Below are 21,498 nucleotides of genomic sequence, written 5' to 3' on the forward strand. Positions count from 1 at the left end.
GTACTCCATGGGTTCATTCAGCATCTGGCACTGGTTGATCGTGCTGTTGATCGTCGTGCTCGTGTTCGGCACCAAGAAGCTCAAGAACATCGGCAGCGACCTCGGTGGCGCCGTCAAGGGCTTCAAGGACGGCATGAAGGACGGTTCGGCCGGCACGCCGAACGAACCGGTGCCGCCGTCGCAGCAGGTCACCTCGTCGAAGGCCAACGACCCGAACACGGTCGACGTGGACGCCAAGACCAAGTCTTGAAGTCACGGCCCGGCGCATGATCGATTTCGGCTTCGACAAGCTCGCGCTCATCGGGGCGGTGGCGTTGATCGTCATCGGCCCCGAGAAGCTGCCGCGCGTGGCCCGTACCGTCGGCCACCTGCTGGGCAAGGCCCAGCGTTACGTGGCCGACGTGAAGGCCGAGGTCAACCGTTCGATCGAGCTCGAAGAGCTCAAGAAAATGAAGTCCCAGTTCGAGGACGCGGCCCACAACGTGGAGCAGACGATCTCCAAGGAGATCCGCGAAACGAGCGGCGACTTCGAGAAAGCCTGGACCGAGGCCACCGGCAGCGAAGGCGCCCTGCCCTCGCCGCTGCATGAGCCGGCCCCGGTGTACCGGCATCCCAAGAAGAACTGGCGGCTCAAGCGCAGCGCCGTGCCGCAGTGGTACAAGCAGCGCCACGGCGTGCGCGCCCGGGCCCAGTCCGGTGCCGCCCGTGTTGCACGCTTTCGCCCGCCGCGCGCGCTTTGAAGACCTTTCGTGAGCGACAAATCCCCTGAAAAAGACGAACTGGAGGGCACCGAGCAGCCCTTCGTCAGCCACCTGATCGAGCTGCGCGACCGTCTGGTGCGCGCGCTGATCGCGGTGCTGGTGGTGTTCGGCGTGCTGTGCTTCTACCCGGGGCCGGGCGCGCTGTACGACATCCTCGCCCACCCGCTCGTGGCCCACCTGCCCAAGGGCGCCACGCTGATCGCCACCAACGTGATCTCGCCGCTGCTGGTGCCGCTCAAGATCACGCTGCTCGCCGCCTTCCTGGTGGCGCTGCCGGTGGTGCTGTACCAGACCTGGGCCTTCGTGGCGCCGGGGCTCTACAGCCACGAGAAGAAGCTGGTGCTGCCGCTGGTGGTCTCGAGCACCGTGCTGTTCTTCACGGGCGTGGCCTTCTGCTACTTCATCGTCATCCCGGCGATGTCGCAGTTCATCCAGAGCTTCGCGCCCAAGAGCATCACCGCGGCGCCTGACATCGAGCAGTACCTCGGCTTCGTGCTCACGCTGTTCCTGGTGTTCGGCGCGGCTTTCGAGGTGCCGATCGTGGTGATCGTGCTGGCCCGCATGGGGCTGGTCAGCATCGACAAGTTCAAGCAGTTCCGCGGCTACTTCATCGTGCTGGCGTTCATCATCGCGGCCGTCGTCACGCCGCCGGACGTCATCTCGCAGCTGGCGCTGGCCGTCCCGATGTGCATCCTCTACGAGCTGGGCATCATCGCGGCCCGGCTCTTCATCAAGCACACCCAGGCCCCCCAGGACGGGGAGTCCGCCGCGCAGGACAAGGTCTCCTGATTTCGCCGACACTGGCGGCCCCCACCCGACAAGAACGCGGCGCTTCGGCGCCGCGTGACGTTTCTGCATGACCACCACAAGAACCTCGCGTTTCCTGGGCGAGTCGCGCCGGCTGCTGGTGCTGGCCGGCCCCATCGTGCTGTCGCAACTCGGCTTCGTGCTCATGGGCCTGCTCGACACGGTGATGGCCGGCCGCGCCGGCGCGGTGGAGCAGGCGGTGGTCGGGCTGGGCGTGGCGGTGTGGGTGCCGGTGTTCATCTCGCTGATGGGCGTGGTGCAGGCGCTTTCGCCCATCGTGGCCCACCACTTCGGCGCCGGCGACCATGCGGCGATCGTGCACGACACCCAGCAGGCCGTCTGGCTGGCCGCACTGCTGGGACTCGTGCCGGTGGCGCTGCTGCCGCTGGCTGACGACCTGCTGCAGCTGTCGGGCGTGGAGGCCGAACTGGCCGGCAAGACGGTGCTGTTCCTGCAGGGCATCGTGCTCGGCCTGCCGGCTGCGCTGATGTTCCGCGCGCTGTCGTTCTACTCGGCGAGCATCAACCACACCCGCCCGCTCATCGGCCTGGCGGTCATCGGCCTGCTGGCCAACGCGCTGCTCAACTGGCTGCTGATCTACGGACACTGGGGCCTGCCGGCGCTGGGCGGCGCCGGCTGCGGCTGGGCGTCCGGCATCGGCATGTGGCTGTCGCTGCTGCTGATGGGCCTGTACACGGCTCGCTCGCATCACTACGAGAAGGTGCTGCTGTACCGCGGCTGGTCGCGACCCGAATGGGCCACCTTCAAGCGACTGCTCAGGCTCGGGCTGCCGATCGGCGCGGCCCACCTGGCCGAGGTGTCGGCCTTTGCCGGCGTCGCGCTGATGATCGGCAGCCTGGGCGCCGTGCCGATCGCCGCGCACCAGGTCGGCCTCAACTTCGCATCGGTGGTGTTCATGCTGCCGATGGGGCTGTCGACCGCGCTGTCCATCCGCGTGGGCCAGTCGCTCGGCGCGCAGGACCCGCGCGGCGCACGTTTCATCTCGGCCTGTGGTCTGGTGCTCGGCCTGCTGATCGCGCTGGCGCTGGTGCCGCTGCTGCTGGCGCTGCGCTCGGAGATCGTCGGGTTGTATTCACCCGACGCCTCGGTGCAGGCGGTGGCAGCCACGCTGCTGCTGTTTGCCGCCGCCTGGCAGCTGGCCGACGCCACCCAGGTGATCGCCATCGGCGCCCTGCGCGGCTACAAGGTCACGATGCTGCCGATGTGGCTGATGATCGTGGCCTTCTGGGCCATCGGCATCCCGCTGGGCGCCTGGCTGGGCCACCGCGGCTGGGCCGCCATGGAGCTGGCACCGCTGGGGGTCTACGGCTTCTGGATCGGGCTGGTGACGGCGCTGTTCGCCGCCGCAGTGTCGCAGCTGTGGCTGCTGCACAAGGTCGCCCGCGAGCGCCTGCAGCCGGCCGGCTGAACGCCGGGCTCAGCGCTCCCGCTGCCGCTGGTCCTGCTTCGGCCGCTGCGCCACCTTCACGCTCACTTCGAGCGCCTCGCTGCCGCGCTGCACCCCGATGCTCGCCTCGCTGTGTGGCTTGAGCGCGGCCACCGCATTGAGGAGCTGCGAGGTGTTGGTCACCGGCGTCTGGGCTACCCGCGTGACCACGTCGCCCGGTCGGATGCCGCCTTCGCTGGCCGGCCCGCCCTGCAGCACGCCGGTGATCAGCACGCCCTGCTTGATGGGCAGGTTGAAGGTGTCGGCCATCTCGGGCGTCAGGTCGCGCGGCTCCACGCCGATCCAGCCGCGGGTGACCTCGCCGTCACGGATGAGGCTTTCCATCACCATGCGGCCGGTGGACACGGGGATCGCAAAGCCGATGCCCAGGCTGCCGCCGCTGCGCGAATAGATCGCGGTGTTGATGCCCATCAGGTTGCCGTTGGCATCGACCAGCGCGCCGCCGGAGTTGCCCGGGTTGATGGCGGCGTCGGTCTGGATGAAGTTCTCGAAGGTGTTGATGCCGAGCTGGTTGCGGCCCAGCGCGCTCACGATGCCCGAGGTCACCGTCTGGCCCACGCCGAACGGGTTGCCGATGGCCAGCACCACGTCGCCGACCTGCAGCGCGTCGGCATTGCCGAAGGTGATGGCCGGCAGCTTGTCGAGGTCGACCTTGAGCACCGCGAGGTCGGTCTCGGGGTCGTTGCCCACCACCTTGGCCTTGGCACGCCGGCCGTCGGACAGCAGGACCTCGATGTCGTCGACACCCTCGACCACGTGGTTGTTGGTGAGCAGGTAGCCGTCGGTCGAGACGATGACGCCGGAGCCCATGCCGGTCTGCGCCTGCGGCGGGCCGTCCTGGTCGCCGAAGAAGAAGCGGAACCACGGATCGGTGGCATGCGGGTGGCGCGAGGGTGCCTTGCTGGTCATGACGCTCACGACCGCCGGCGCCGCACGGCGGGCCGCCTCGGCATAGCCGGTGCCGGCGGGCTTGGCGCTCGGGTTGCTCACCACCTCCTGGATGGAAATGGCCGGCGCCGGCGCCGAGCCCAGCAGCGCCGGCCTGCTGGCCAGCCACTCGGGCTTGAGTGTTGCCACCACGAAAAGCACGGCCAGGGCGACCGTGACCGCTTGCGAGAAAATGAGCCAGGTTCTGCGCATAACGATTGCAGATGGAAACCAAGGACAGGCCGTGACGACCCGCGACGCGCTCGATGCTTACCTGAAGACCCTGCTCGAGGTGGAGCGCTTCAAGGATTATGGGCCGAACGGTCTGCAGGTCGAGGGCAAACCCGAAATCCGCAAGATCGTGAGCGGCGTGACGGCCAGCCTGGCGCTCATCGAGGCCGCCGTCGCGGCCGGTGCCGACGCCATCGTCGTGCACCACGGCCTGTTCTGGCGCGGCCAGGACGGCCGGGTCACCGGCTGGATGAAGAAGCGCCTGTCGGCGCTGCTGGCCGCCGAGGTGAACCTGTTCGCCTACCACCTGCCGCTCGACGCCCACCCGGCGCTGGGCAACAACGCGCAGCTGGGCTCGCGCCTCAAGTTCAACATAGAAGGCCGCTTCGGCGACCAGGACCTCGGTTTCATCGGCAGCTCACCTCAGCCGATGACGCCGGCCGCACTCGCGGCGATGCTGCAGTTCCGCCTGGGCCGGGCGCCCACGCTCGCCGAAGGCGACGGCCGGCAGATCAAGCGGGTGGCCTGGTGCACCGGCGGCGCGCAAGGCTACTTCGAAGCCGCCATTGCCGCGGGGGCGGACGCCTTCCTCACCGGCGAGATCTCGGAACCGCAGGCGCACTACGCACGCGAGACCGGCGTGGCCTTCTATGCCTGCGGCCACCATGCCACCGAACGCTACGGCGCTCAGGCGGTGGCGGCGCACCTGGCCGAGCGCTTCGAGCTCGAGCACGAGTTCATCGACATCGACAACCCGGCCTGACCCCGGCCCGAGCCAGGCACCGCTCAGCTCAGGAGCTCTTCGGCGCGGCAAAACGCACCTGCCGCCGGCCATCGGCTCCGGGCAGCGCCGCCAGGAGCCCGGCCGCCTCGGCCTCGAGTTCGTCTCGCACGGCCTTGCCCAGCCGCATGAAGGGCTCGAAGACCACGCCGGCCGGCTCCAGCTTCCACACGCCGCTCACCATGCCGTCTACCAGGAAGGTGGGCGCGAACAGGCCGTTCACGGTGGCGATGAGCGGGCGATGCGCGTCGGCCACCACGCGGCGGCGGTCTTCGTGGGAGAGCACGAGGTTGTCGAAAGGAGCAAGCAGGCGCACCGGCACCAGCGTGTCGGGATCCGGCCGGGGCGCCTCTGGCAGGTCGAACAGCTCACGGCCGCGGTCGTCCTGCCACACCAGCAGCTTGGGGCGCAGCCGCTCGATCGCTTCGCGCAGGCCGCCGAGCCCGCTCCAGGTGGTCATGTCCTGCAGGCTCGCCGGGCCGAAGGCGGCGAGATAGCGCAGCAGCAGCTTGTCGGGCCGCGCCGGCGGCTTGAGCGGCTTGCCGAGCCACCGCGTCGCCGGCGTCATGGGCGCCGGCCGCGTCCACCCCCAGGTGCCGGCCGGCGGCACCTGCACCAGCGCATCGAGGCAGCGCGCCACCTGCGACAGGTGGCCGGCCTCATGCTGCGGCCAGCGCTCGCGCAGGCGCTGGCCGATGTCTGCATAGGTGAGCGGCCCGTCGGCCAGCACCTGCAGCGTGGCGTCGCACACTTCGTCGAGATCGAGGCCCGACAGGCCCTTGCCGTGGCTGGCCTGGAGTGCGCGCCGCATCATCCCGGTGAAGCTGCTGCGCCAGGCCAGCAGGTCGCGGGCGCTCATGAGGTGCAAGGTGCCGCGCAGCGTGGCGGCGCGCACCAGCTTGCGGGTTTCGATCAGCCGGGTGAGCTCGTCGAATCGGAAGCCTTCGACCCGTGCCCACAGGGCGAGGTACGGCGCATTGGCCACCTGGCCCTGCAGGCCGATGTGATGCTCGACCGCCGCGACCAGCGGCAGGCTGGCCCGCTGCAGGAGCATCTGCCGCGCCAGCGTGGCGCGGTTCAGGGCGCGTTGGGTGAAAAGCGGCGGCGCGGGCACTGCAGGTCCTGCCGCAGGCACGCGCTTACTGCCGCACCGGGATGCCGCGCGACGCCATCAGGGCCTTGGCTTGCGCGACCGTGTATTCGCCGTAGTGGAAGATGCTGGCCGCGAGCACCGCATCGGCATGCCCGATCTGGATGCCGTCGGCGAGGTGCTCGAGGTTGCCGACGCCGCCGGACGCGATGACCGGCACATCCACCGCATCGCTCACCGCGCGGGTGAGCTCGAGGTTGAAGCCGATCCGTGTGCCGTCGCGGTCCATGCTGGTGAGCAGGATCTCGCCGGCGCCGTATTCGGTCATCTGCTTCGCCCAGGCCACGGCATCGAGCCCGGTGTTCTTGCGCCCGCCGTGGGTGTAGACGTCCCAGCCGGTGCCATCGGGCCGCGCCTTCGCGTCGATGGCCACCACGATGCATTGCGAGCCGTACTTGTCGGACGCGTCGCGGATCACCTGCGGGTTGGCCACGGCGGCCGAGTTGAAGCTCACCTTGTCGGCACCGGCATTGAGCAGCCGGCGCACGTCGGCCACGGTGCGCACGCCGCCGCCCACGGTGAGCGGAATGAACACTTCGGAAGCCACCGCCTCGATGATCGGCAGGATCAGGTCGCGGTCGTCGCTGGTGGCGGTGATGTCGAGGAAGGTCAGCTCGTCGGCGCCCTGCTCGTTGTAGCGCGCGGCGATCTCCACCGGGTCGCCCGCATCGCGCAGCTCGACGAAGTTGACGCCCTTGACGACGCGGCCGCCGGTCACGTCGAGGCAGGGAATGATGCGCTTGGCCAGCATCAGGCGTCGCCGCCGTTGAGCTCGTCGGCCCGCTTCTGCGCCGCCACGAAATCGAGCGCGCCGGTGTAGATGGAGCGGCCGCAGATCACGCCTTCGACGCCATCGTCTTCCACCGCGCAGAGCTTTTCGATGTCGGTGATGCCGGCCAGCCCCCCCGAGGCGATGACCGGGATCGACAGCGCCTGCGCGAGCTTCACCGTGGCCTCGACGTTGATGCCGGTCAGCATGCCGTCGCGGCCGATGTCGGTGTAGATCACGCCTTCGATGCCGTAGTCCTCGAACTTCTTGGCGAGGTCGATCACCTCGTGGCCGGTGAGCTTGCTCCAGCCGTCGGTGGCGACCTTGCCGTCCTTGGCGTCGAGGCCCACGATGATGTGGCCGCCGAAGGCGGTGCAGGCATCGCGCAGGAAGCCCGGGTTCTTGACCGCGGCCGTGCCGATGATCACGTAGGACAGGCCGTCGTCGAGGTAGCGCTCGATGGTGTCGAGGTCCCGGATGCCGCCGCCCAGCTGCACCGGGATCTCGTCGCCCACCTCGGCAATGATGGCCTTGATGGCCGCCTCGTTGACCGGCTTGCCGGCGAATGCGCCGTTCAGGTCCACCAGGTGCAGGCGTCTTGCGCCGGCCTCCAGCCAGCGCCGCGCCATGGCGGCCGGGTCCTCGCTGAAAGTGGTGGAGTCATTCATGTCGCCCTGTTTCAGGCGAACGCACTGACCGTCTTTCAGGTCAATCGCGGGGATCAGCAGCATGGCTGTTGAAGCGCAGTGGCGAAAGGAGGAGGAGTCCGAGAAAGGGGCTCAGGGCTTCCAGGTCAGGAAGTTGCGGTACAGGGCCAGGCCGTGCGCAGCACTTTTCTCGGGGTGGAACTGGGTGGCAAAAATATTATCGCGGGCCACGGCACAGGTAAAGCGGCTGCCGTACTCGGTTTCACCCGCGCTGTGGGCCGCATCCGACGGATTTGCGTAGTAGCTGTGCACGAAATAGAACCAGCTGTTGTCGGGCACGCCGGCCCACACCGGGTGGGCGCGCGGCTGCGACACGCGGTTCCAGCCCATCTGGGGCACCTTGTAGCGGCTGCCGTCGGGCTGCAGCTGCCCATCGAGGCGGAAGCGCTTCACGACACCGGGGATGAGGCCCAGGCCCGGCGTGTCCTGCTCCTCGCTGTGGTCGAGCAGCATCTGCATGCCCACGCACACGCCCATCAGCGGCTTGGCCGCGGCCGCTTCCAGCACGCTGTGCAACAGGTCGCCGCCATGGGCCTCGTGCAGCTCGCGCATGCAGTCGCGCATTGCGCCCTGCCCCGGCAGCACCACCCGTTCTGCGGCGCGCACGGCCTCGGGGTCGGCGGTCACCACCACCTGCAGGCCGGTGCCGTTGGCCGCATGCAGCACGGCCTGCGACACCGAGCGCAGGTTGCCCATGCCGTAGTCGACGACTGCCACCGTGCGCGTCATCTAGAGGCTCCCCTTGGTCGACGGGATGACGCCCGCCGAACGCGGGTCGAGCGTCATCGCCATGCGCAGAGCGCGGCCGAAGGCCTTGAAGATGGTCTCGCACTGGTGGTGGGCGTTGTGGCCCTTCAGGTTGTCGATGTGCAGCGTGACCAGCGCATGGTTGGCAAACCCCTGGAAGAACTCGAAGGCCAGCTGCGTGTCGAAGGCGCCGATCATGCCGGACTTGAAGGCCACGTCCATCTCGATGCCGGGGCGGCCGGAGAAGTCGATCACTACCCGCGACAGCGCTTCGTCGAGCGGCACGTACGAATGCCCGTAGCGGGTAAGCCCCTTCTTGTCGCCCACCGCCTCAGCAACGGCCATGCCCAGCGTGATGCCGACGTCCTCGACCGTGTGGTGGCCGTCGATGTGCAGGTCGCCCTGCGCCTCGATCTCGAGGTCGATCAGGCCGTGGCGGGCGATCTGGTCGAGCATGTGGTCGAAGAAGCCGATGCCGGTGGAGAGCCTGGCCTCGCCGGTGCCGTCGAGGTTGACCCGCACGCGGATCTGCGTCTCCTTGGTGTTGCGTTTGACTTCGGCAATACGGGGGGCGCTCATCACAGGCTCGCTTTCAAGGCATCGATCATCAGGGTGTTCTCTTCGGGCGTGCCCACCGTCAGGCGCAGGCAGCCTGCCAGCAGCGGGTGCATGTTCTCGATGTTCTTGACCAGCACCCCGCGCTCCTTCATGCCGGCGAAGGCACGCTTCGCGTCGGGCACCCGCACCAGGATCATGTTGGCCTCGCTCGGGAAGGGCGATACACCGGGCATGGCCGCCAGGGCGGCCTGCAGCCTGTCGCGCTCGCTGCGCAGCACCTGCGCCTGGCGCGCGTACTCGTCGGCGTGCTCCAGCGCGAACAGGGCCGCCTCGGCATTGAGCGCGCTGATGTTGTAGGGCGGGCGCACCTTGTTGATCTCGTCGATGAGCGCCGCGGCGCCGATCATGTAGCCCAGCCGCACGCCGGCCAGCCCGAACTTGCTGAGCGTGCGCATCACCAGCACGTGCTCGTGTTCGCCGATGCGGTCGAGCCGGGTGCGCGACGCGAACGGCTGGTAGGCCTCGTCGAACACCACCAGCCCGTCCTGCCGGCCCACCGCGTCGACGATGCGGTCGATCACCGCGTCGTCGAACAGGTTCGCGGTCGGGTTGTTGGGATAAGCGATGTAGGTGATGGCCGGGCGGTGCTGCTCGATGGCAGCCAGCATGGCCGCCTCGTCGAGCTCGAACCGCGCCGTGAGCGGCACGCCGACGAAGCGCAAGCCCTGCAGCCTGGCCGACATCTCGTACATCACGAAGCCTGGCATCGGCGCGAGGATGCTGGCGCCCGGCACGTCGCAGGCCAGCGCCAGCAGGCTGATGAGCTCGTCGGAGCCGTTGCCTAGCATCAGCTTGCAGCCGGCCGGCAGCCCCACATGGCGCGACAGCGCCTCGATCACGTCGTTCACGCAATGCGTCGGGTAGCGGTTGATGGCCACGCCGCCGAGGCGCTCGCCGAGCTCGCGCTGCAGCACGGCGGGCAGGCGGAACGGGTTTTCCATCGCATCGAGCTTCACCATGCCGGCGCTCTGCTGGATGGCATAGCCGTGCATCGACTGCACGTCCTGGCGGATCACCTTCTGCAAACGGTCCTTCAGCGAGCTCATCGTGCACCGCCCTTCGTGTTGTTCGCAGACAGGCGGAACTCGGCCGCCTGCGCATGCGCCTGCAGGCCTTCGCCATAGGCCAGCTCGGCCGCGATGGTGCCCAGCACCTGGGCCCCCGCTTCGCTCACCTCGATGAGGCTGGAGCGCTTCTGGAAGTCGTACACGCCCAGCGGCGACGAGAAGCGTGCCGTGCCCGAGGTGGGCAGCACGTGGTTGGGGCCTGCGCAATAGTCGCCCAGGCTTTCGCTGGTGTAGGCGCCCAGGAAGATGGCGCCGGCATGCCGCAGCAACGGCTCCCAGCGGTGCGGGTCGCGCGAGCTCACCTCGAGGTGCTCGGGCGCGATGCGGTTGCTGATCTCGCAGGCCTCTTCCATGCTGCGGGTGCGGATCAGCGCGCCGCGGCCTTCGAGCGAGGCGCGGATGATGCCTTGCCGCGGCATGCCCGGCAGCAGGCGCTCGATCGCGGCCTTCACTTCGGCGATGTAGCCGGCATCGGGGCACAGCAGGATGCTCTGCGCCAGCTCGTCGTGTTCGGCCTGGCTGAAGAGGTCCATCGCCACCCAGTCGGCCGGCGTGGAGCCGTCGGCCAGCACCAGGATCTCGCTGGGCCCGGCGATCATGTCGATGCCTACCTGTCCGAACACGTGCTTCTTGGCCGAGGCCACGTAGGCATTGCCCGGGCCGGTGATCTTGTCGACCCGCGGCACGGTGGCTGTGCCGTACGCGAGCGCGGCCACTGCCTGCGCGCCGCCGAGGGTGTAGGCACGGTGCACGCCGGCCACATAGGCCGCGGCCAGCACCAGCGGGTTCTTCTCGCCGCGCGGCGTGGGCACCACCATGACGATCTCGCCGACACCGGCCACCTGGGCCGGCACCACGTTCATGAGCACGCTGGACGGATACGCCGCCTTGCCGCCGGGCACGTACACGCCCACGCGGTCGAGCGGCGTGACCTTCTGGCCCAGCAGCGTGCCGTCTGCGTCGCGGTAGCTCCAGCTGCGGCCGCAGGCTTCGAGCTGGCGCTCGTGATAGGCCCGCACCCGCGCGGCGGCCGCTTCGAGCGCGCTGCGCTGCGCCGGCGTGATGGCCTCGAAGGCGGCCTTGAGCTCGTCGCGCGACAGCTCCAGGGCCGCCACCGAGGCGGCCTCCAGCGCATCGAAGCGCGCGGTGTACTCCAGCACCGCGGCGTCGCCGCGCGCCTTCACGTCGGCCAGGATGGCCTTCACCCTTTCCTCGATCGCATGGTCTTCTTCCGCCGACCAGTGCAGCACGCGCTGGAATTCGGCATCGAAGCCGGGCGCGCTGGTTTGCAGTTGGCGGATGTTGACCGGGGAGGACATGGTGTTTCCTATCGGATGGCGGTTGAGAAAGCGTCGATGAGCGGCCGGATGGCGTCGCGCTTCAACTTGAGCGCGGCCTGGTTGACGACGAGGCGCGAGGAGATGTCCATGATCTTCTCGACCTCGACGAGGTGGTTGGCCTTGAGCGTGCTGCCGGTGGACACGAGGTCGACGATGGCGTCGGCCAGGCCGGTGAGCGGCGCCAGTTCCATCGAGCCGTAGAGCTTGATCAGGTCGACGTGCACGCCCTTGTCGGCGAAGTGGTCGCGCGCCACGCTCACGTACTTGGTGGCCACGCGGATGCGCGAGCCCTGCTTCACCGCCGCGGCGTAGTCGAAGTCGGCCCGCACCGCCACGCTCATGCGGCACTTGGCGATCTGCAGGTCGAGCGGCTGGTACAGGCCCTCGCCGCCGTGTTCGAGCAGCACGTCCTTGCCGGCAACGCCCAGGTCGGCGCCGCCGTACTGCACATAGGTCGGCACGTCGGTGGCGCGCACCAGCACCACCCGCACGTCGGGCCGGGAGGTGGGCAGGATCAGCTTGCGGGAGGTTTCCGGGTCTTCGGTCACCTCGATGCCCGCGGCCTTCAGCAGCGGCAGGGTTTCCTCGAAGATGCGGCCCTTCGACAGCGCCAGCGTCAGCATCACTTCACCCTTTCGATGTCGGCGCCGATGCCGCGCAGCTTGGCTTCCATCTGGTCGTAGCCGCGGTCGAGGTGGTAGATGCGGTCGACCAGCGTCTCGCCGTCGGCCACCAGGCCGGCGATCACCAGGCTCGCCGAGGCGCGCAGGTCGGTGGCCATCACGGTGGCGCCCGACAGGCGCGGCACGCCGGTGACCACGGCGGTGTGGCCGTCGACCTCGATCTTCGCGCCCAGGCGCACGAGTTCGTTCACGTGCATGAAGCGGTTCTCGAAGATGGTCTCGGTGATGCGCGCGCTCCCCTCGGCCACGCAGTCGAGCGCCATGAACTGCGCCTGCATGTCGGTCGGGAACGCCGGGTATTCGCTGGTGCGGAAGCCCACCGCCTTGGGCCGTCCCTGGGACCGCACCCGGATCCAGTCGTCGCCGGACTCGATGGAGGCGCCGGCCTCGCGCAGCTTGTCGATCACCGCGTCGAGGTGCCGGGCATCGGCGCGGCGCAGGGTCACGTCGCCGCCGGCCGCAGCCACCGCGCAGAGGAAGGTGCCGGTCTCGATGCGGTCGGGAATGATCTCGTGCGGCACCGCCGGCGCATGCAGCCGCTCGACGCCCTGGATGCGGACCTTGCTGGTGCCGTGCCCCTCGATGCGCGCGCCCATCTTGATGAGCAGTTCGGCCAGGTCGGGGATCTCGGGCTCCTGCGCGGCGTTCTCGAGCACCGTTTCGCCTTCGGCCAGCGCGGCGGCCATCATCAGGTTCTCGGTGCCGGTCACGGTGACCATGTCGGTCGTGATGCGCGCGCCCTTCAGGCGCTGCGCGCGCGCCAGGATGTAGCCGTGCTCGACGCTGATGTCGGCACCCATGGCCTGCAGGCCCTTGATGTGCTGGTCCACCGGCCGCGAGCCGATGGCGCAGCCGCCGGGCAGCGACACCTTGGCCTCGCCGAAACGTGCCAGCAGCGGCCCCAGCACCAGGATGGAGGCCCGCATGGTCTTGACCAGGTCGTAGGTGGCCTCCCGGGAGGTGATGTTGCCCGCGTCGATGGTCACCGTGTCGGGCTGCGACTCGGACCGCTCGGCCTGGGCGCCCAGGCTGCGCAGCACCTTGAGGGTGGTGGCCACGTCCTGCAGGCGCGGCACGTTGGAGAGCACCACCGGCTCGGCGGTCAGCAGCGCTGCGCAGAGTTCCGGCAGGGCGGCGTTCTTGGCGCCGGAGATGGTGACTTCGCCCTGGAGGGAGCGGCCGCCGCGGATGAGGAGTTTGTCCATGGTGTGGGCTTCATCGAGGAGCCTCAGCATCCATGCGCTTGCCCGGACCGACACCCCGCTTGCGCGAGATGGCCCACAAGCCGCGCAGAAGATGCAGCGGCTTGAGTGTCAGTGGTGGTGGCCTTGGGTGGAGGTGGTCTGGGCCCACTCCGCCGGTGTCAGCGTCTTCATCGACAGGGCGTGGATTTGCTCACGCATTCTATCGCCCAGCGCCTGGTAGACGCGCTGGTGGCGCGCGACGCGGGTCTTGCCCTCGAAGTCGCGCGAGACGATGGTGGCGAAGAAGTGGCGGCCATCCCCCTCGACCTGCAGGTGTTCGCAGGCGAGGCCTTGCGCGATGTAGCGCTCGACTTCCTGGGGGGTGGGGTCCGACATGATGGGCGAGATTCTAGTGCCGCAGCTTGTAGCCGCTTTTCAGCAGGGCCAGCGCGACGCCGGCCACGGCCAGGAAGCTCGCGCTCACGATGCCCAGACTCAGCCACGGCGACACGTCGCTCTGGCCGAAGAAGCCGCGGCGGAAGCCGTCGATCATGTAGAAGAACGGGTTCAGGTGGCTCACCCCCTGCCAGAACCCGGGCAGCGAATGCACCGAGTAGAAGACGCCGGCCAGGAAGGTCATCGGCATGATGAGGAAGTTCTGGAAGGCGGCCATCTGGTCGAACTTCTCGGCCCACAGCCCCGCCACCAGCCCGAGCGAGCCGAGCATGCCCGCGCCCAGCACCGCGAACACCACGACCCACCAGGGCTCGGCCAGGTGCAGCGGCGCGAACCACACCGTCACCAGGAACACGCCCAGCCCCACCACCACGCCGCGCACGACCGAGGCGCCCACATAGGCCACGAACCAGGCCCAGTGGCTGAGCGGCGTGACCAGCAGGAACACGAGGTTGCCGGTGATCTTGCTCTGGATGAGAGACGACGAGCTGTTGGCGAACGAGTTCTGCAGCACGCTCATCATCACCAGGCCGGGGATCAGGAAGCTGGTGTAGCCCACCTGGTCGTAGACCTTGACGTGGTCCTCGAGCACGTGGCCGAAGATCAGCAGGTACAGCACCGCGGTGAGCACCGGGGCGGCCACCGTCTGGAAGGCCACCTTCCAGAAGCGCAGGATCTCCTTGCGGAACAGTGTGGAGGCGCCGGCGAGGTTCATGCTGCGACCCTGCGGGCGGCAGCCACCACGGTGTCCAGCGGCATCGGCGAGCTGTGCGATTGCATGATTTCGAGGAACACGTCTTCCAGGTCGGCGCGGCCGATCTCGAGGTCTTCGACCCGCACGCCGGCACCGCGCAGCAGGCCGAGCAGCGTCTCGACCTCGGCCGCGTCGTGGGCCGTGACCTGCACGATGCGGCCGGTGACGCGCGCCTGCGCGGCCACCGCGGCCGGCAGGGGGTCGTCGGTCTTGAAGCGCAGCATGGTGCTCGCCGTGCCCGCGAGCAGGTTGGAGGTGCGGTCGAGCGCGACCACGCTGCCCTGCTTGAGCATGGCGATGCGGCCGCACAACGCCTCGGCTTCCTCGAGGTAGTGGGTGGTCAGCAGCACGGTGTGGCCCTGCCGGTTGAGCCGGGCGACGAACTGCCACAGCGTCTGGCGAAGCTCGACGTCCACCCCGGCGGTCGGCTCGTCGAGCACGATGACCGGCGGGCGGTGCACCAGCGCCTGGGCCACCAGCACGCGGCGCTTCATGCCGCCCGACAGCTGGCGCATGTTGGCATTGGCCTTGTCGGCGAGACCGAGGTTTTCGAGCAGCTCGTCGATCCAGGCGTCGTTGTTCTTCACGCCGAAGTAGCCGCTCTGGATGCGCAAGGTCTCGCGCACGCTGAAGAACGGGTCGAACACCAGCTCCTGCGGCACGATGCCCAGCGACTTGCGGGCGGCGGCGTAGTCGGTCACCACATCGTGGCCGTGCACCGTCACCGAGCCGGCCGTGGCGCGGCTCAGGCCGGCGAGGATGCTGATGAGCGTGGTCTTGCCGGCGCCGTTGGGCCCCAGCAGGCCGAAAAACTCGCCGGCTTCGATGTCGAAGCTCACGCCCTGCAGCGCGCGCACGTCGCCGCGGGGGGAGCTGTAGGTCTTGGAAACGTGCTGGAAGGAAACGGCGGGCATGGGGTGTCGGATTGTAGGCAGCACCCTTCCGCTCCGCTGCCGTAGGGGAAGCACTCTCCTGCTCCCCGTTGGACGGGGCGTGCGTCGATGCTAGATTGGCAGCCCCGAAAGACAGGGTCGCCCATGAGTTCGAGGACCAACAAGAAGGAACCGCGCCGCACTGCCGAGCGCATCCTTGAAGTCACGCTGGAGCTGTTCAACCGCTTCGGCGAACCCAACGTCTCGACGACGCTGATCTCCGCCGAGCTGAACATCAGCCCCGGCAACCTGTACTACCACTACCCCGCGAAGGACGAGCTGATCAACAGCCTGTTCGACCGCTACGAGCGCGCCCTCAACGAACTGCTCAATGCGGCCGACAACGTGAAGAACGTGGAGGATGCGTGGCTGTTCTTCCACATGTTCTTCGAGCTGATCTGGCAGTACCGCTTCCTGTACCGCGACCTGAACGACCTGCTGTCGAAGAACCGGCGCCTCGAAACGCATTTCCAGTTCGTGCTGAAGAACAAGCAGCAGGCGGTGCGCGCTGTGCTCGACGGCCTGAGCCGCCACCAGAGCATCCGCATCGACGCCCGGGAGTCAGAGCCGGTGGCGACCTCCATGGTGGTGGTGCTGACCTACTGGCTGAGCTACGAATACGTGCGCGATCCGCGCAAGGCGCTGGAGCCCGAAAGCGCCAATGCCGCCCTCATGCGCGGTGCCTACCACGTGCTGAGCCTGCTGCTGCCCTATCTCGAAGCCTCGCAGCGTGCCCACATGCTGTCGCTGGTGGGCAGCTACGCCAAGAACTGAAACCGAACACGACCGAGGAGACACCCCATGGCCAAGTGGACCGCCTTTCCGTACGACAGCGACGTCTACCGTCACGATGCAGCCGCCCTCAAGAAGCACTGGGCGCGGCTGCACGCCGGCGACGCCGAACCCTTTCCGAAGGACGCCGCCGTCATCGAGGCCTGGGCGCTCTTTCATGCGGGGGACTTCCAGAAGGCGGCGGAGGCCGGCCTGAAGGCGGGCGGCGCCGGCCTCACGGTGGCCAACAAGGCCCAGGCCATCTATGCCAACTACCTCGAGAAGAGCGAAAAGAAGAAGCTGGAGCTCTTCATGGAGGTGGCCGAGCGGGCCGAGGCTCAGCAGGCCGAGGAGCCGAAAAACGCCAACGCCTACTACTGGCAGGCCTATGCGCTGGGCCGCTACAGCCAGGGCATCAGCGTGGCCAAGGCGCTGGCCCAGGGCCTGGGCGGCAAGGTGAAGGCCGCGCTCGAAACCGCCATCAAGCTGGCCCCCAAGCATGCCGACGCGCACATCGCGCTGGGCACCTTCCATGCCGAGGTGATCGACAAGGTGGGCAAGCTGCTGGGCAAGACCCAGGGCGCAGACGCCGCCACCGGGCTGAAGATGTTCCAGCAGGCGCTGAAGCTCAACCCCAGCTCCGCCATCGCGCGGGTGGAATATGCCAACGGCCTGGTGATGCTCGAAGGCGACAAGAAGATGAAGGAAGCCGAGAAGCTCTATGCCGAGGCGGCCGCCTGCGAGCCGGCCGACGCGATGGAGCGGCTCGACGTGGAGATGGCGAAGGCCGAGCTGGAAGACTAGAAGCCGGGAAGACAGCACCCCGGCCGGTGGCTCAGTGCGCCTCGTCCCCCCAGGGGAGCATCAGCGTCACCATCAGCAGCTTCTCGAACTCCGGGGCGAAGCGGGCGATGATGTTCTCGGGGTCGGGGCAGAGCTTGCTGTCGGTGATGAGGCCGAACTGCACCCCGCCGCCGTACGACAGGATGCTCACTCCCATGCCGATGTCGCCCGACTGCGGCACCCAGAACATCACCTGCTTGAGCGTGGCGCCGCAGAACTTGAGCGGCTCCCTCGGCCCCGGCACGTTGGTCATCACCGCGGTGGCCTTCCTGGCAAACAGGTTCAGCAGCGCGTGCTGCACCGGCTTGATGAGCAGGCCCGCCATCGCCAGCACGGCAAAGGCCAGCAGCGGCTGGTAGCTGCCCTTCAGCTCGTTCATGCGGGCACGCACCGCGTACACCCGCTCGATCGGGTTGCCGATGCCGATGGGCAGCACCAGCGGCACCAGCCCGAAGCGGTTGCCCAGCTGATGGGCCTTCTCGAGCGGGCGCAGGTTCACCGGCACCATCGCGCGGATCTCCTTGCCTGCAGTGACGTCGCCCTTGGCCTCGAGGTAGCCGCCGATCGCGCCGGCCGCGCAGGCCAGCAGCACGTCGTTGATCGAACAGCCGAGCGCCCGACCGATCGCCTTCACGTCGTCGAGCGGGATCGGTTCGCACCAGGCGACCCGCTTGGCACGGCCGGGCTTGCCCTTCAGCGGCGTGGGCGAGTCGTCCGGCATCAGCGCGAGCGCCGCCACGTCGCTCACCACCTGGTAGCCCGCGCGCGCCGCGTCGAGCGAGCCCACCAGCGGGTTGCCCGGGTTCGAAAGCATCTCCATCGACTTGGCCACACCGTCGCCATACATGCCGATGGCCTTGATGGTGATGTCGGTGATGGGCTTGAGCACCGCATCGGCCAGCCAGTCGTTTTCACCCTCCGGCTTCTGCTGGCGCTCGGGCGGCGCCTTGCCGCCGTCGGTGATGGACAGCATCACCGAGATCAGCGCGATGCCGTCGGCAATGCAATGGTGGATGCGCGCGATGAGCGCGCTGCCCTGGTGGCCGTGTTCGTCGTGGTAGTGCTCCACCAGATGCAGCTGCCACAACGGCCGGTTCGGGTCGAGCGGCATGGCGGCCAGGTCGGCCACCCGCTGCTCGAGCGCGCGCTGCAGCGGCTGGCCGCGCTTCGGCGCGAGCTTCTCGCGCACCACATGGCGCTGCAGGTCGAATGCGGCATCGGCGACCCAGCTCGCCCCCATGGCGTCCTCGACCACCTTCTGGCGAAAGCGGCGGTACTTCAGCAGCCGCTCCTCCACCCGCTGGCACAACAGCTCGTAGGGCACGGCCGGCTCGAGCAGCCACACCCCGACGATCATCATCAGGTTGGCCTCGGTGTCCATGCGCAGCCAGGCGGTATCCACGCGCGACATGCGCTCGACGGCTTTCGTGGCCATGGGTCTCCTCGACGGATTTCTTGGTTGTTCGTTCTAGACGATGCTGGCTAAGATGCCCGCCGTCAATCCGATTTTCTCTTCAGAGGAGACAAACACCATGGCCGACCTGAAAGCCACGTTCGAGCAAGCCGTCGCCGAGTCCAAGCAGCTGCCCGAGAAGCCCGACAACATGACGCTGCTCAAGATCTATGCGCTGTACAAGCAGGCCACGGCCGGCGACGTGGAAGGCAAGCGCCCCGGCTTCACCGACATGGTGGGTCGCGCCAAGTTCGACGCCTGGGACGCCCTGAAGGGCAAGTCCGGCGAAGAGGCGATGCAGGAATACATCGACCTCATCGAGTCCCTGAAGTAGGTCCCTCCCCGTCACTCACACCAGCGGGCGCGGCGGCAGCGGGCTTTCGTAGTAGTCGGCGAGCTGCTGCAGCGCATGCGGCTGCGGCAGGTACAGCCGGCCCCCGCGCAACGCATACAGTTCGAGCTGCCGCAGCCGGCTCATCGTCTTGTTGGTATGCACCAGCGACAGGCCGAGTGCATCGGCCAGGTGGCTCTGGTTCATCGGGAACGGCACGCCGCCCGACTCGTCCACCAGCCCCAGCAGGGTCGCCCGCTTGTGCAGGTGGATGAGCAGCATCGCCACCCGCTCCGCCGCGCTGCGCCGACCCACCGACACGAGGTTCATGTCGACGATGCGCTCCTCGTGCGCCGCCAGCCAGGTGACGTCGTAGCCCAGCCCCGGGTGGTTCTTGAAGAGGTCCCACAGGCCGGCGGCCGGGAAGACGCACAACTCCACGTCGGTGAGCGCCTCCACCCCGTGCGGCGACTGCTCGTTGAGCCGCTCCTGCAGTCCGAAGAAGTCGCCGGGCAGCAGGAAGTTGAGGATCTGGCGGCGGCCGTCGCTCAAGGTGCAGTAGCGGAAGGCCCAGCCCGAGAACAGCGTGAACAGCTCGCCCACCGCATGGCCTTCGTGCACCAGCGTGCTGCCCGATGGCAATGCGCGGTGGGCCTGCTTGAAGCTCTGGATGAACTCGATCTCCTGCGGCTCGTTGCTGCGGAAGCTCGGCAGTTGCCGCATCGGGCAATCGGCACAGGGCACGAACATGGCTTCTCCGGCAAGGGGCGCGGCGCTACGTCGTAAGACACAAGTACCGCCAGCCCCGGCGCATATGCTGGCACGACTCGACAACAACAGGAACAGCGGGAAGGACGGGGCGGCCGCCGGTGAAACAACTTCTTTGCATCAGCTCCATCGCCGACGGCACGCCGGCGCGGGAGATAGCCCGCATCGCCGCCACATCGCGGCGCTTCAATCAGACAGCTGCCATCACGGGGACGCTGGTCTTCGACGGCGCGTCGTTCTGCCACTACCTGGAAGGCCCGGACCCGGCCCTCGAAGCCCTCTTGTCACGGCTCGCGGCCGACCCCCGGCACGAGAGGTTCGCGGTGCTCTTCGAGGCGCGGATCGAGGCGCGGCGGTTCGACCTGTGGCGCATGGGCTATGCACTGCCCGAGACGCAGGCCGTGCGGCTGGACGAGCTGCGCAAGCTGTCGGGTGAGGCGGCCCTGCAGCAATGGCTGCTCTGGCTGCCCTCTTTCGAACTCGGCGACTGAGCTCAGCCCTTCCTGCGCGGCGCCGCCTTCTTCGCCGCCGTGGCCGCGCCTCGGGCGCTGCCCAGCAGCTGGTCGAGGTTCTTGAGGATCTCGCCTTCGATCGTCTTCTGGAACGCACCGAGCAGGAAGCCGAGCCTGGCCTTGAGATCGAAGGCGTCGGCCGTCACCCGCAGTGTGCCGTTGACGCCGGAACGCTCGAAATGCACCAGGTCTTCGTCGTCGCCCTCTTCGACCGTGCATTCCATGTTGAACTCGGCCTCGACCTGTTCGGCCCACTGCCAGGCGATCTCGCGGGCCTTCTTCAGGCCCAGTTGGTGCTCGCGGCGGATGGCGATGTCTGGCATGGCGGATCTCGTGGTCGTCTGGGTCAGTGCAGGTAGCGCTGCAGTGTGGCGCGGCGCTCGTCCTTCGGCAATGCGGCCAAACGCTTGACCGCCGCATAGAAGCGCTCGAAGTCGCGCCCCTCGGCCTCGAACAGCGCTTCGAAGGCCGGCACGAGCGCGTTGTAGGCCGCCAGGACGCCGAGCGACGCGTTGTTGGCCCGGGCGAACCAGGCGTCGAAGCCGGCATAGCCGCCGAACGGCCCGGCCTTCAGCGCCTCGTACTCGCCGCGCATTTCCTGCATCAGGGCCGCCTTGGCCAGGCGCTTTTCCTCGTCGGGCCGGTCCGACGCGTACATCGCCTCGAAGCGGTGGCGATAACGCATGGTCAGTTCGCGAAAGGCCTGGCGCCGCTTGTCGAAGCGCTCGTATTCCTCGCGGGCCGCCGCACCGGCACGTTCGTTCAGCCAGCGGCTGCCGCCCAGGCGCTCGACCGCGGTCGCGAAGCTCTCGTTGAACTCGGTGTCGCCGCTGGCATAGGCTACCTGGTGCGCCAGTTCATGGAACAGCATGCGCGCCAGCTCGCCCTCAGGGTAACGGATGAAGGTGTTCAGCAGCGGATCGTCGAACCAGCCGAGCGTCGAATACGCCGGCACCCCGTACACCATGACCTCGTACCCCTGGCTGCGCAGGTCGGTGGCCAGTGCGTCGGCTGCGGCGCGGTCGAAATAGCCGCGGTAGCCCACGCAGCCCACCACCGGGAAGCACCAGGTCTTGAGCTTCAGGCCGAGCTCGGGCGCAGCCACCACGTTCCACACCACCGCATTGCGCCCGAGGTCGGCGTACTTGCGGTAGCTGCCGTTGTCGGGCAGCTTCAGCTCCCGTACCGCGTAGTCGCGCATGCGCTGCGACAGCGCCAGTCGCTCGCGCAGTTCGGGCGGGGTGTCCGTCTCGCCCAGCACCTCTTCGACCGGGCGCGCGCTCGCCAGCAGGCTGAAATGACCCTGGGCCGATTGCGCCAGGTAGCCGATGCTGCTGCAGCCGCTGGTCAGGCACAGCGTGGCGCCGGCCAGGGCCAGCGTGCCGAGAACACCGAGTGTCGCCATCCAGTACCAGCGCCAGCGTCTTGGGCTCATCGA

26 protein-coding genes are annotated in these 21,498 nt (G+C 68.3%); 9 read left to right on the forward strand and 17 right to left on the reverse strand.

All coding sequences use genetic code 11. The features are described 5' to 3' along the window. Positions 1 to 7 precede the first annotated feature (7 nt). From tatA to E8D38_RS22110, 4 genes are all read left to right on the forward strand, one after another. Positions 8 to 250 carry a Sec-independent protein translocase subunit TatA gene (tatA, locus tag E8D38_RS22095; protein ID WP_140635668.1) on the forward strand — a complete coding sequence of 81 codons (243 nt, stop codon included), beginning with the start codon at positions 8 to 10 and terminating at the stop codon, positions 248 to 250. A 16-nt stretch (positions 251 to 266) separates the two neighbouring features. Next, complete coding sequence (tatB, locus tag E8D38_RS22100) at positions 267 to 740, forward strand: Sec-independent protein translocase protein TatB (RefSeq protein WP_140635670.1); 474 nt, start codon at positions 267 to 269, stop codon at positions 738 to 740. 9 nt (positions 741 to 749) lie between these two features. Next, positions 750 to 1,550: a twin-arginine translocase subunit TatC gene (gene tatC / locus E8D38_RS22105; protein WP_140635672.1), complete on the forward strand. Its 801-nt coding sequence runs from the start codon at positions 750 to 752 to the stop codon at positions 1,548 to 1,550. Between the two features lie 67 nt (positions 1,551 to 1,617). After that, positions 1,618 to 2,997 (forward strand): MATE family efflux transporter, encoded by a 1,380-nt coding sequence (locus E8D38_RS22110; protein ID WP_140635674.1) that lies wholly within the window; start codon positions 1,618 to 1,620, stop codon positions 2,995 to 2,997. 9 nt (positions 2,998 to 3,006) lie between these two features. Here the strand turns inward: E8D38_RS22110 and E8D38_RS22115 are convergent, their stop codons facing one another. Further along, complete coding sequence (locus E8D38_RS22115) at positions 3,007 to 4,176, reverse strand: S1C family serine protease (protein WP_140635675.1); 1,170 nt, start codon at positions 4,174 to 4,176, stop codon at positions 3,007 to 3,009. Positions 4,177 to 4,207: 31 nt separating this feature from the next. Here E8D38_RS22115 and E8D38_RS22120 point away from each other — a divergent pair, with 31 nt between their 5' ends. Beyond that, positions 4,208 to 4,957: a Nif3-like dinuclear metal center hexameric protein gene (locus E8D38_RS22120; RefSeq protein WP_246099607.1), complete on the forward strand. Its 750-nt coding sequence runs from the start codon at positions 4,208 to 4,210 to the stop codon at positions 4,955 to 4,957. Positions 4,958 to 4,985: 28 nt separating this feature from the next. Here the strand turns inward: E8D38_RS22120 and E8D38_RS22125 are convergent, their stop codons facing one another. From E8D38_RS22125 to E8D38_RS22180, 12 genes are all read right to left on the reverse strand, one after another. Further along, complete coding sequence (locus E8D38_RS22125; RefSeq protein ID WP_246099608.1) at positions 4,986 to 6,089, reverse strand: winged helix DNA-binding domain-containing protein; 1,104 nt, start codon at positions 6,087 to 6,089, stop codon at positions 4,986 to 4,988. A 25-nt stretch (positions 6,090 to 6,114) separates the two neighbouring features. Continuing rightward, positions 6,115 to 6,876 (reverse strand): imidazole glycerol phosphate synthase subunit HisF, encoded by a 762-nt coding sequence (gene hisF / locus E8D38_RS22130; protein WP_140635680.1) that lies wholly within the window; start codon positions 6,874 to 6,876, stop codon positions 6,115 to 6,117. Beyond that, the gene (gene hisA / locus E8D38_RS22135; protein WP_140635682.1) at positions 6,876 to 7,625 is read right to left on the reverse strand and encodes a 1-(5-phosphoribosyl)-5-[(5-phosphoribosylamino)methylideneamino]imidazole-4-carboxamide isomerase; all 750 of its coding nucleotides are present in this window, start codon (positions 7,623 to 7,625) and stop codon (positions 6,876 to 6,878) included. The genes hisF and hisA overlap by 1 nt, the downstream gene beginning before the upstream one ends. Before the next feature lie 48 nt (positions 7,626 to 7,673). Further along, positions 7,674 to 8,330: an imidazole glycerol phosphate synthase subunit HisH gene (hisH, locus tag E8D38_RS22140; RefSeq protein WP_140635685.1), complete on the reverse strand. Its 657-nt coding sequence runs from the start codon at positions 8,328 to 8,330 to the stop codon at positions 7,674 to 7,676. After that, positions 8,331 to 8,927 (reverse strand): imidazoleglycerol-phosphate dehydratase HisB, encoded by a 597-nt coding sequence (gene hisB, locus E8D38_RS22145; protein ID WP_140635687.1) that lies wholly within the window; start codon positions 8,925 to 8,927, stop codon positions 8,331 to 8,333. After that, a complete protein-coding gene (gene hisC, locus E8D38_RS22150; protein ID WP_140635689.1) occupies positions 8,927 to 10,012 on the reverse strand; it encodes a histidinol-phosphate transaminase in 1,086 nt (361 codons plus the stop codon). The genes hisB and hisC overlap by 1 nt, the downstream gene beginning before the upstream one ends. After that, positions 10,009 to 11,352 (reverse strand): histidinol dehydrogenase, encoded by a 1,344-nt coding sequence (gene hisD / locus E8D38_RS22155; RefSeq protein ID WP_140635691.1) that lies wholly within the window; start codon positions 11,350 to 11,352, stop codon positions 10,009 to 10,011. The genes hisC and hisD overlap by 4 nt, the downstream gene beginning before the upstream one ends. Positions 11,353 to 11,360: 8 nt before the next feature. Beyond that, positions 11,361 to 11,996: an ATP phosphoribosyltransferase gene (hisG, locus tag E8D38_RS22160; RefSeq protein WP_140635693.1), complete on the reverse strand. Its 636-nt coding sequence runs from the start codon at positions 11,994 to 11,996 to the stop codon at positions 11,361 to 11,363. Continuing rightward, on the reverse strand, positions 11,996 to 13,261 hold the full coding sequence (murA, locus tag E8D38_RS22165; protein ID WP_140635695.1) for a UDP-N-acetylglucosamine 1-carboxyvinyltransferase: 1,266 nt from the start codon (positions 13,259 to 13,261) through the stop codon (positions 11,996 to 11,998). The genes hisG and murA overlap by 1 nt, the downstream gene beginning before the upstream one ends. Before the next feature lie 108 nt (positions 13,262 to 13,369). Beyond that, positions 13,370 to 13,636 (reverse strand): BolA family protein, encoded by a 267-nt coding sequence (locus tag E8D38_RS22170; RefSeq protein ID WP_140635697.1) that lies wholly within the window; start codon positions 13,634 to 13,636, stop codon positions 13,370 to 13,372. 13 nt (positions 13,637 to 13,649) lie between these two features. Beyond that, entirely contained in the window at positions 13,650 to 14,411 is a 762-nt protein-coding gene (locus tag E8D38_RS22175; protein WP_140635700.1) for an ABC transporter permease, read from the reverse strand. Beyond that, positions 14,408 to 15,364 (reverse strand): ABC transporter ATP-binding protein, encoded by a 957-nt coding sequence (locus E8D38_RS22180; RefSeq protein WP_140635702.1) that lies wholly within the window; start codon positions 15,362 to 15,364, stop codon positions 14,408 to 14,410. Before E8D38_RS22180 ends, E8D38_RS22175 begins: the two co-directional genes overlap by 4 nt. 123 nt (positions 15,365 to 15,487) lie before the next feature. On the opposite strand from E8D38_RS22180, the gene E8D38_RS22185 reads away from it, so the two are divergent. Continuing rightward, on the forward strand, positions 15,488 to 16,156 hold the full coding sequence (locus E8D38_RS22185) for a TetR/AcrR family transcriptional regulator (protein WP_140635704.1): 669 nt from the start codon (positions 15,488 to 15,490) through the stop codon (positions 16,154 to 16,156). A gap of 27 nt (positions 16,157 to 16,183) precedes the next feature. Further along, positions 16,184 to 16,957 carry a tetratricopeptide repeat protein gene (locus tag E8D38_RS22190; RefSeq protein ID WP_140635706.1) on the forward strand — a complete coding sequence of 258 codons (774 nt, stop codon included), beginning with the start codon at positions 16,184 to 16,186 and terminating at the stop codon, positions 16,955 to 16,957. Positions 16,958 to 16,988: 31 nt separating this feature from the next. Here E8D38_RS22190 and E8D38_RS22195 read toward each other — a convergent pair whose 3' ends face one another. Then, a complete protein-coding gene (locus tag E8D38_RS22195; protein WP_140635708.1) occupies positions 16,989 to 18,431 on the reverse strand; it encodes a wax ester/triacylglycerol synthase family O-acyltransferase in 1,443 nt (480 codons plus the stop codon). Between the two features lie 97 nt (positions 18,432 to 18,528). Here E8D38_RS22195 and E8D38_RS22200 point away from each other — a divergent pair, with 97 nt between their 5' ends. Continuing rightward, positions 18,529 to 18,783, forward strand: a complete 255-nt coding sequence (locus E8D38_RS22200; RefSeq protein ID WP_140635710.1) for an acyl-CoA-binding protein — start codon at positions 18,529 to 18,531, stop codon at positions 18,781 to 18,783. 15 nt (positions 18,784 to 18,798) lie between these two features. Here E8D38_RS22200 and E8D38_RS22205 read toward each other — a convergent pair whose 3' ends face one another. Continuing rightward, on the reverse strand, positions 18,799 to 19,530 hold the full coding sequence (locus E8D38_RS22205) for a Crp/Fnr family transcriptional regulator (protein ID WP_246099609.1): 732 nt from the start codon (positions 19,528 to 19,530) through the stop codon (positions 18,799 to 18,801). Between the two features lie 119 nt (positions 19,531 to 19,649). Here E8D38_RS22205 and E8D38_RS22210 point away from each other — a divergent pair, with 119 nt between their 5' ends. Further along, the gene (locus E8D38_RS22210; protein WP_181179334.1) at positions 19,650 to 20,039 is read left to right on the forward strand and encodes a BLUF domain-containing protein; all 390 of its coding nucleotides are present in this window, start codon (positions 19,650 to 19,652) and stop codon (positions 20,037 to 20,039) included. Positions 20,040 to 20,041: 2 nt separating this feature from the next. Here E8D38_RS22210 and E8D38_RS22215 read toward each other — a convergent pair whose 3' ends face one another. Beyond that, positions 20,042 to 20,383 carry a polyhydroxyalkanoic acid system family protein gene (locus E8D38_RS22215; RefSeq protein ID WP_140635714.1) on the reverse strand — a complete coding sequence of 114 codons (342 nt, stop codon included), beginning with the start codon at positions 20,381 to 20,383 and terminating at the stop codon, positions 20,042 to 20,044. Between the two features lie 23 nt (positions 20,384 to 20,406). After that, positions 20,407 to 21,495, reverse strand: a complete 1,089-nt coding sequence (locus E8D38_RS22220; protein WP_425462810.1) for an aminopeptidase — start codon at positions 21,493 to 21,495, stop codon at positions 20,407 to 20,409. Positions 21,496 to 21,498 lie beyond the last annotated feature (3 nt).

It is taken from the genome of Methylibium rhizosphaerae, assembly GCF_006386545.1.
Taxonomy (GTDB): Bacteria; Pseudomonadota; Gammaproteobacteria; order Burkholderiales; family Burkholderiaceae_C; genus Pseudorivibacter; species Pseudorivibacter rhizosphaerae.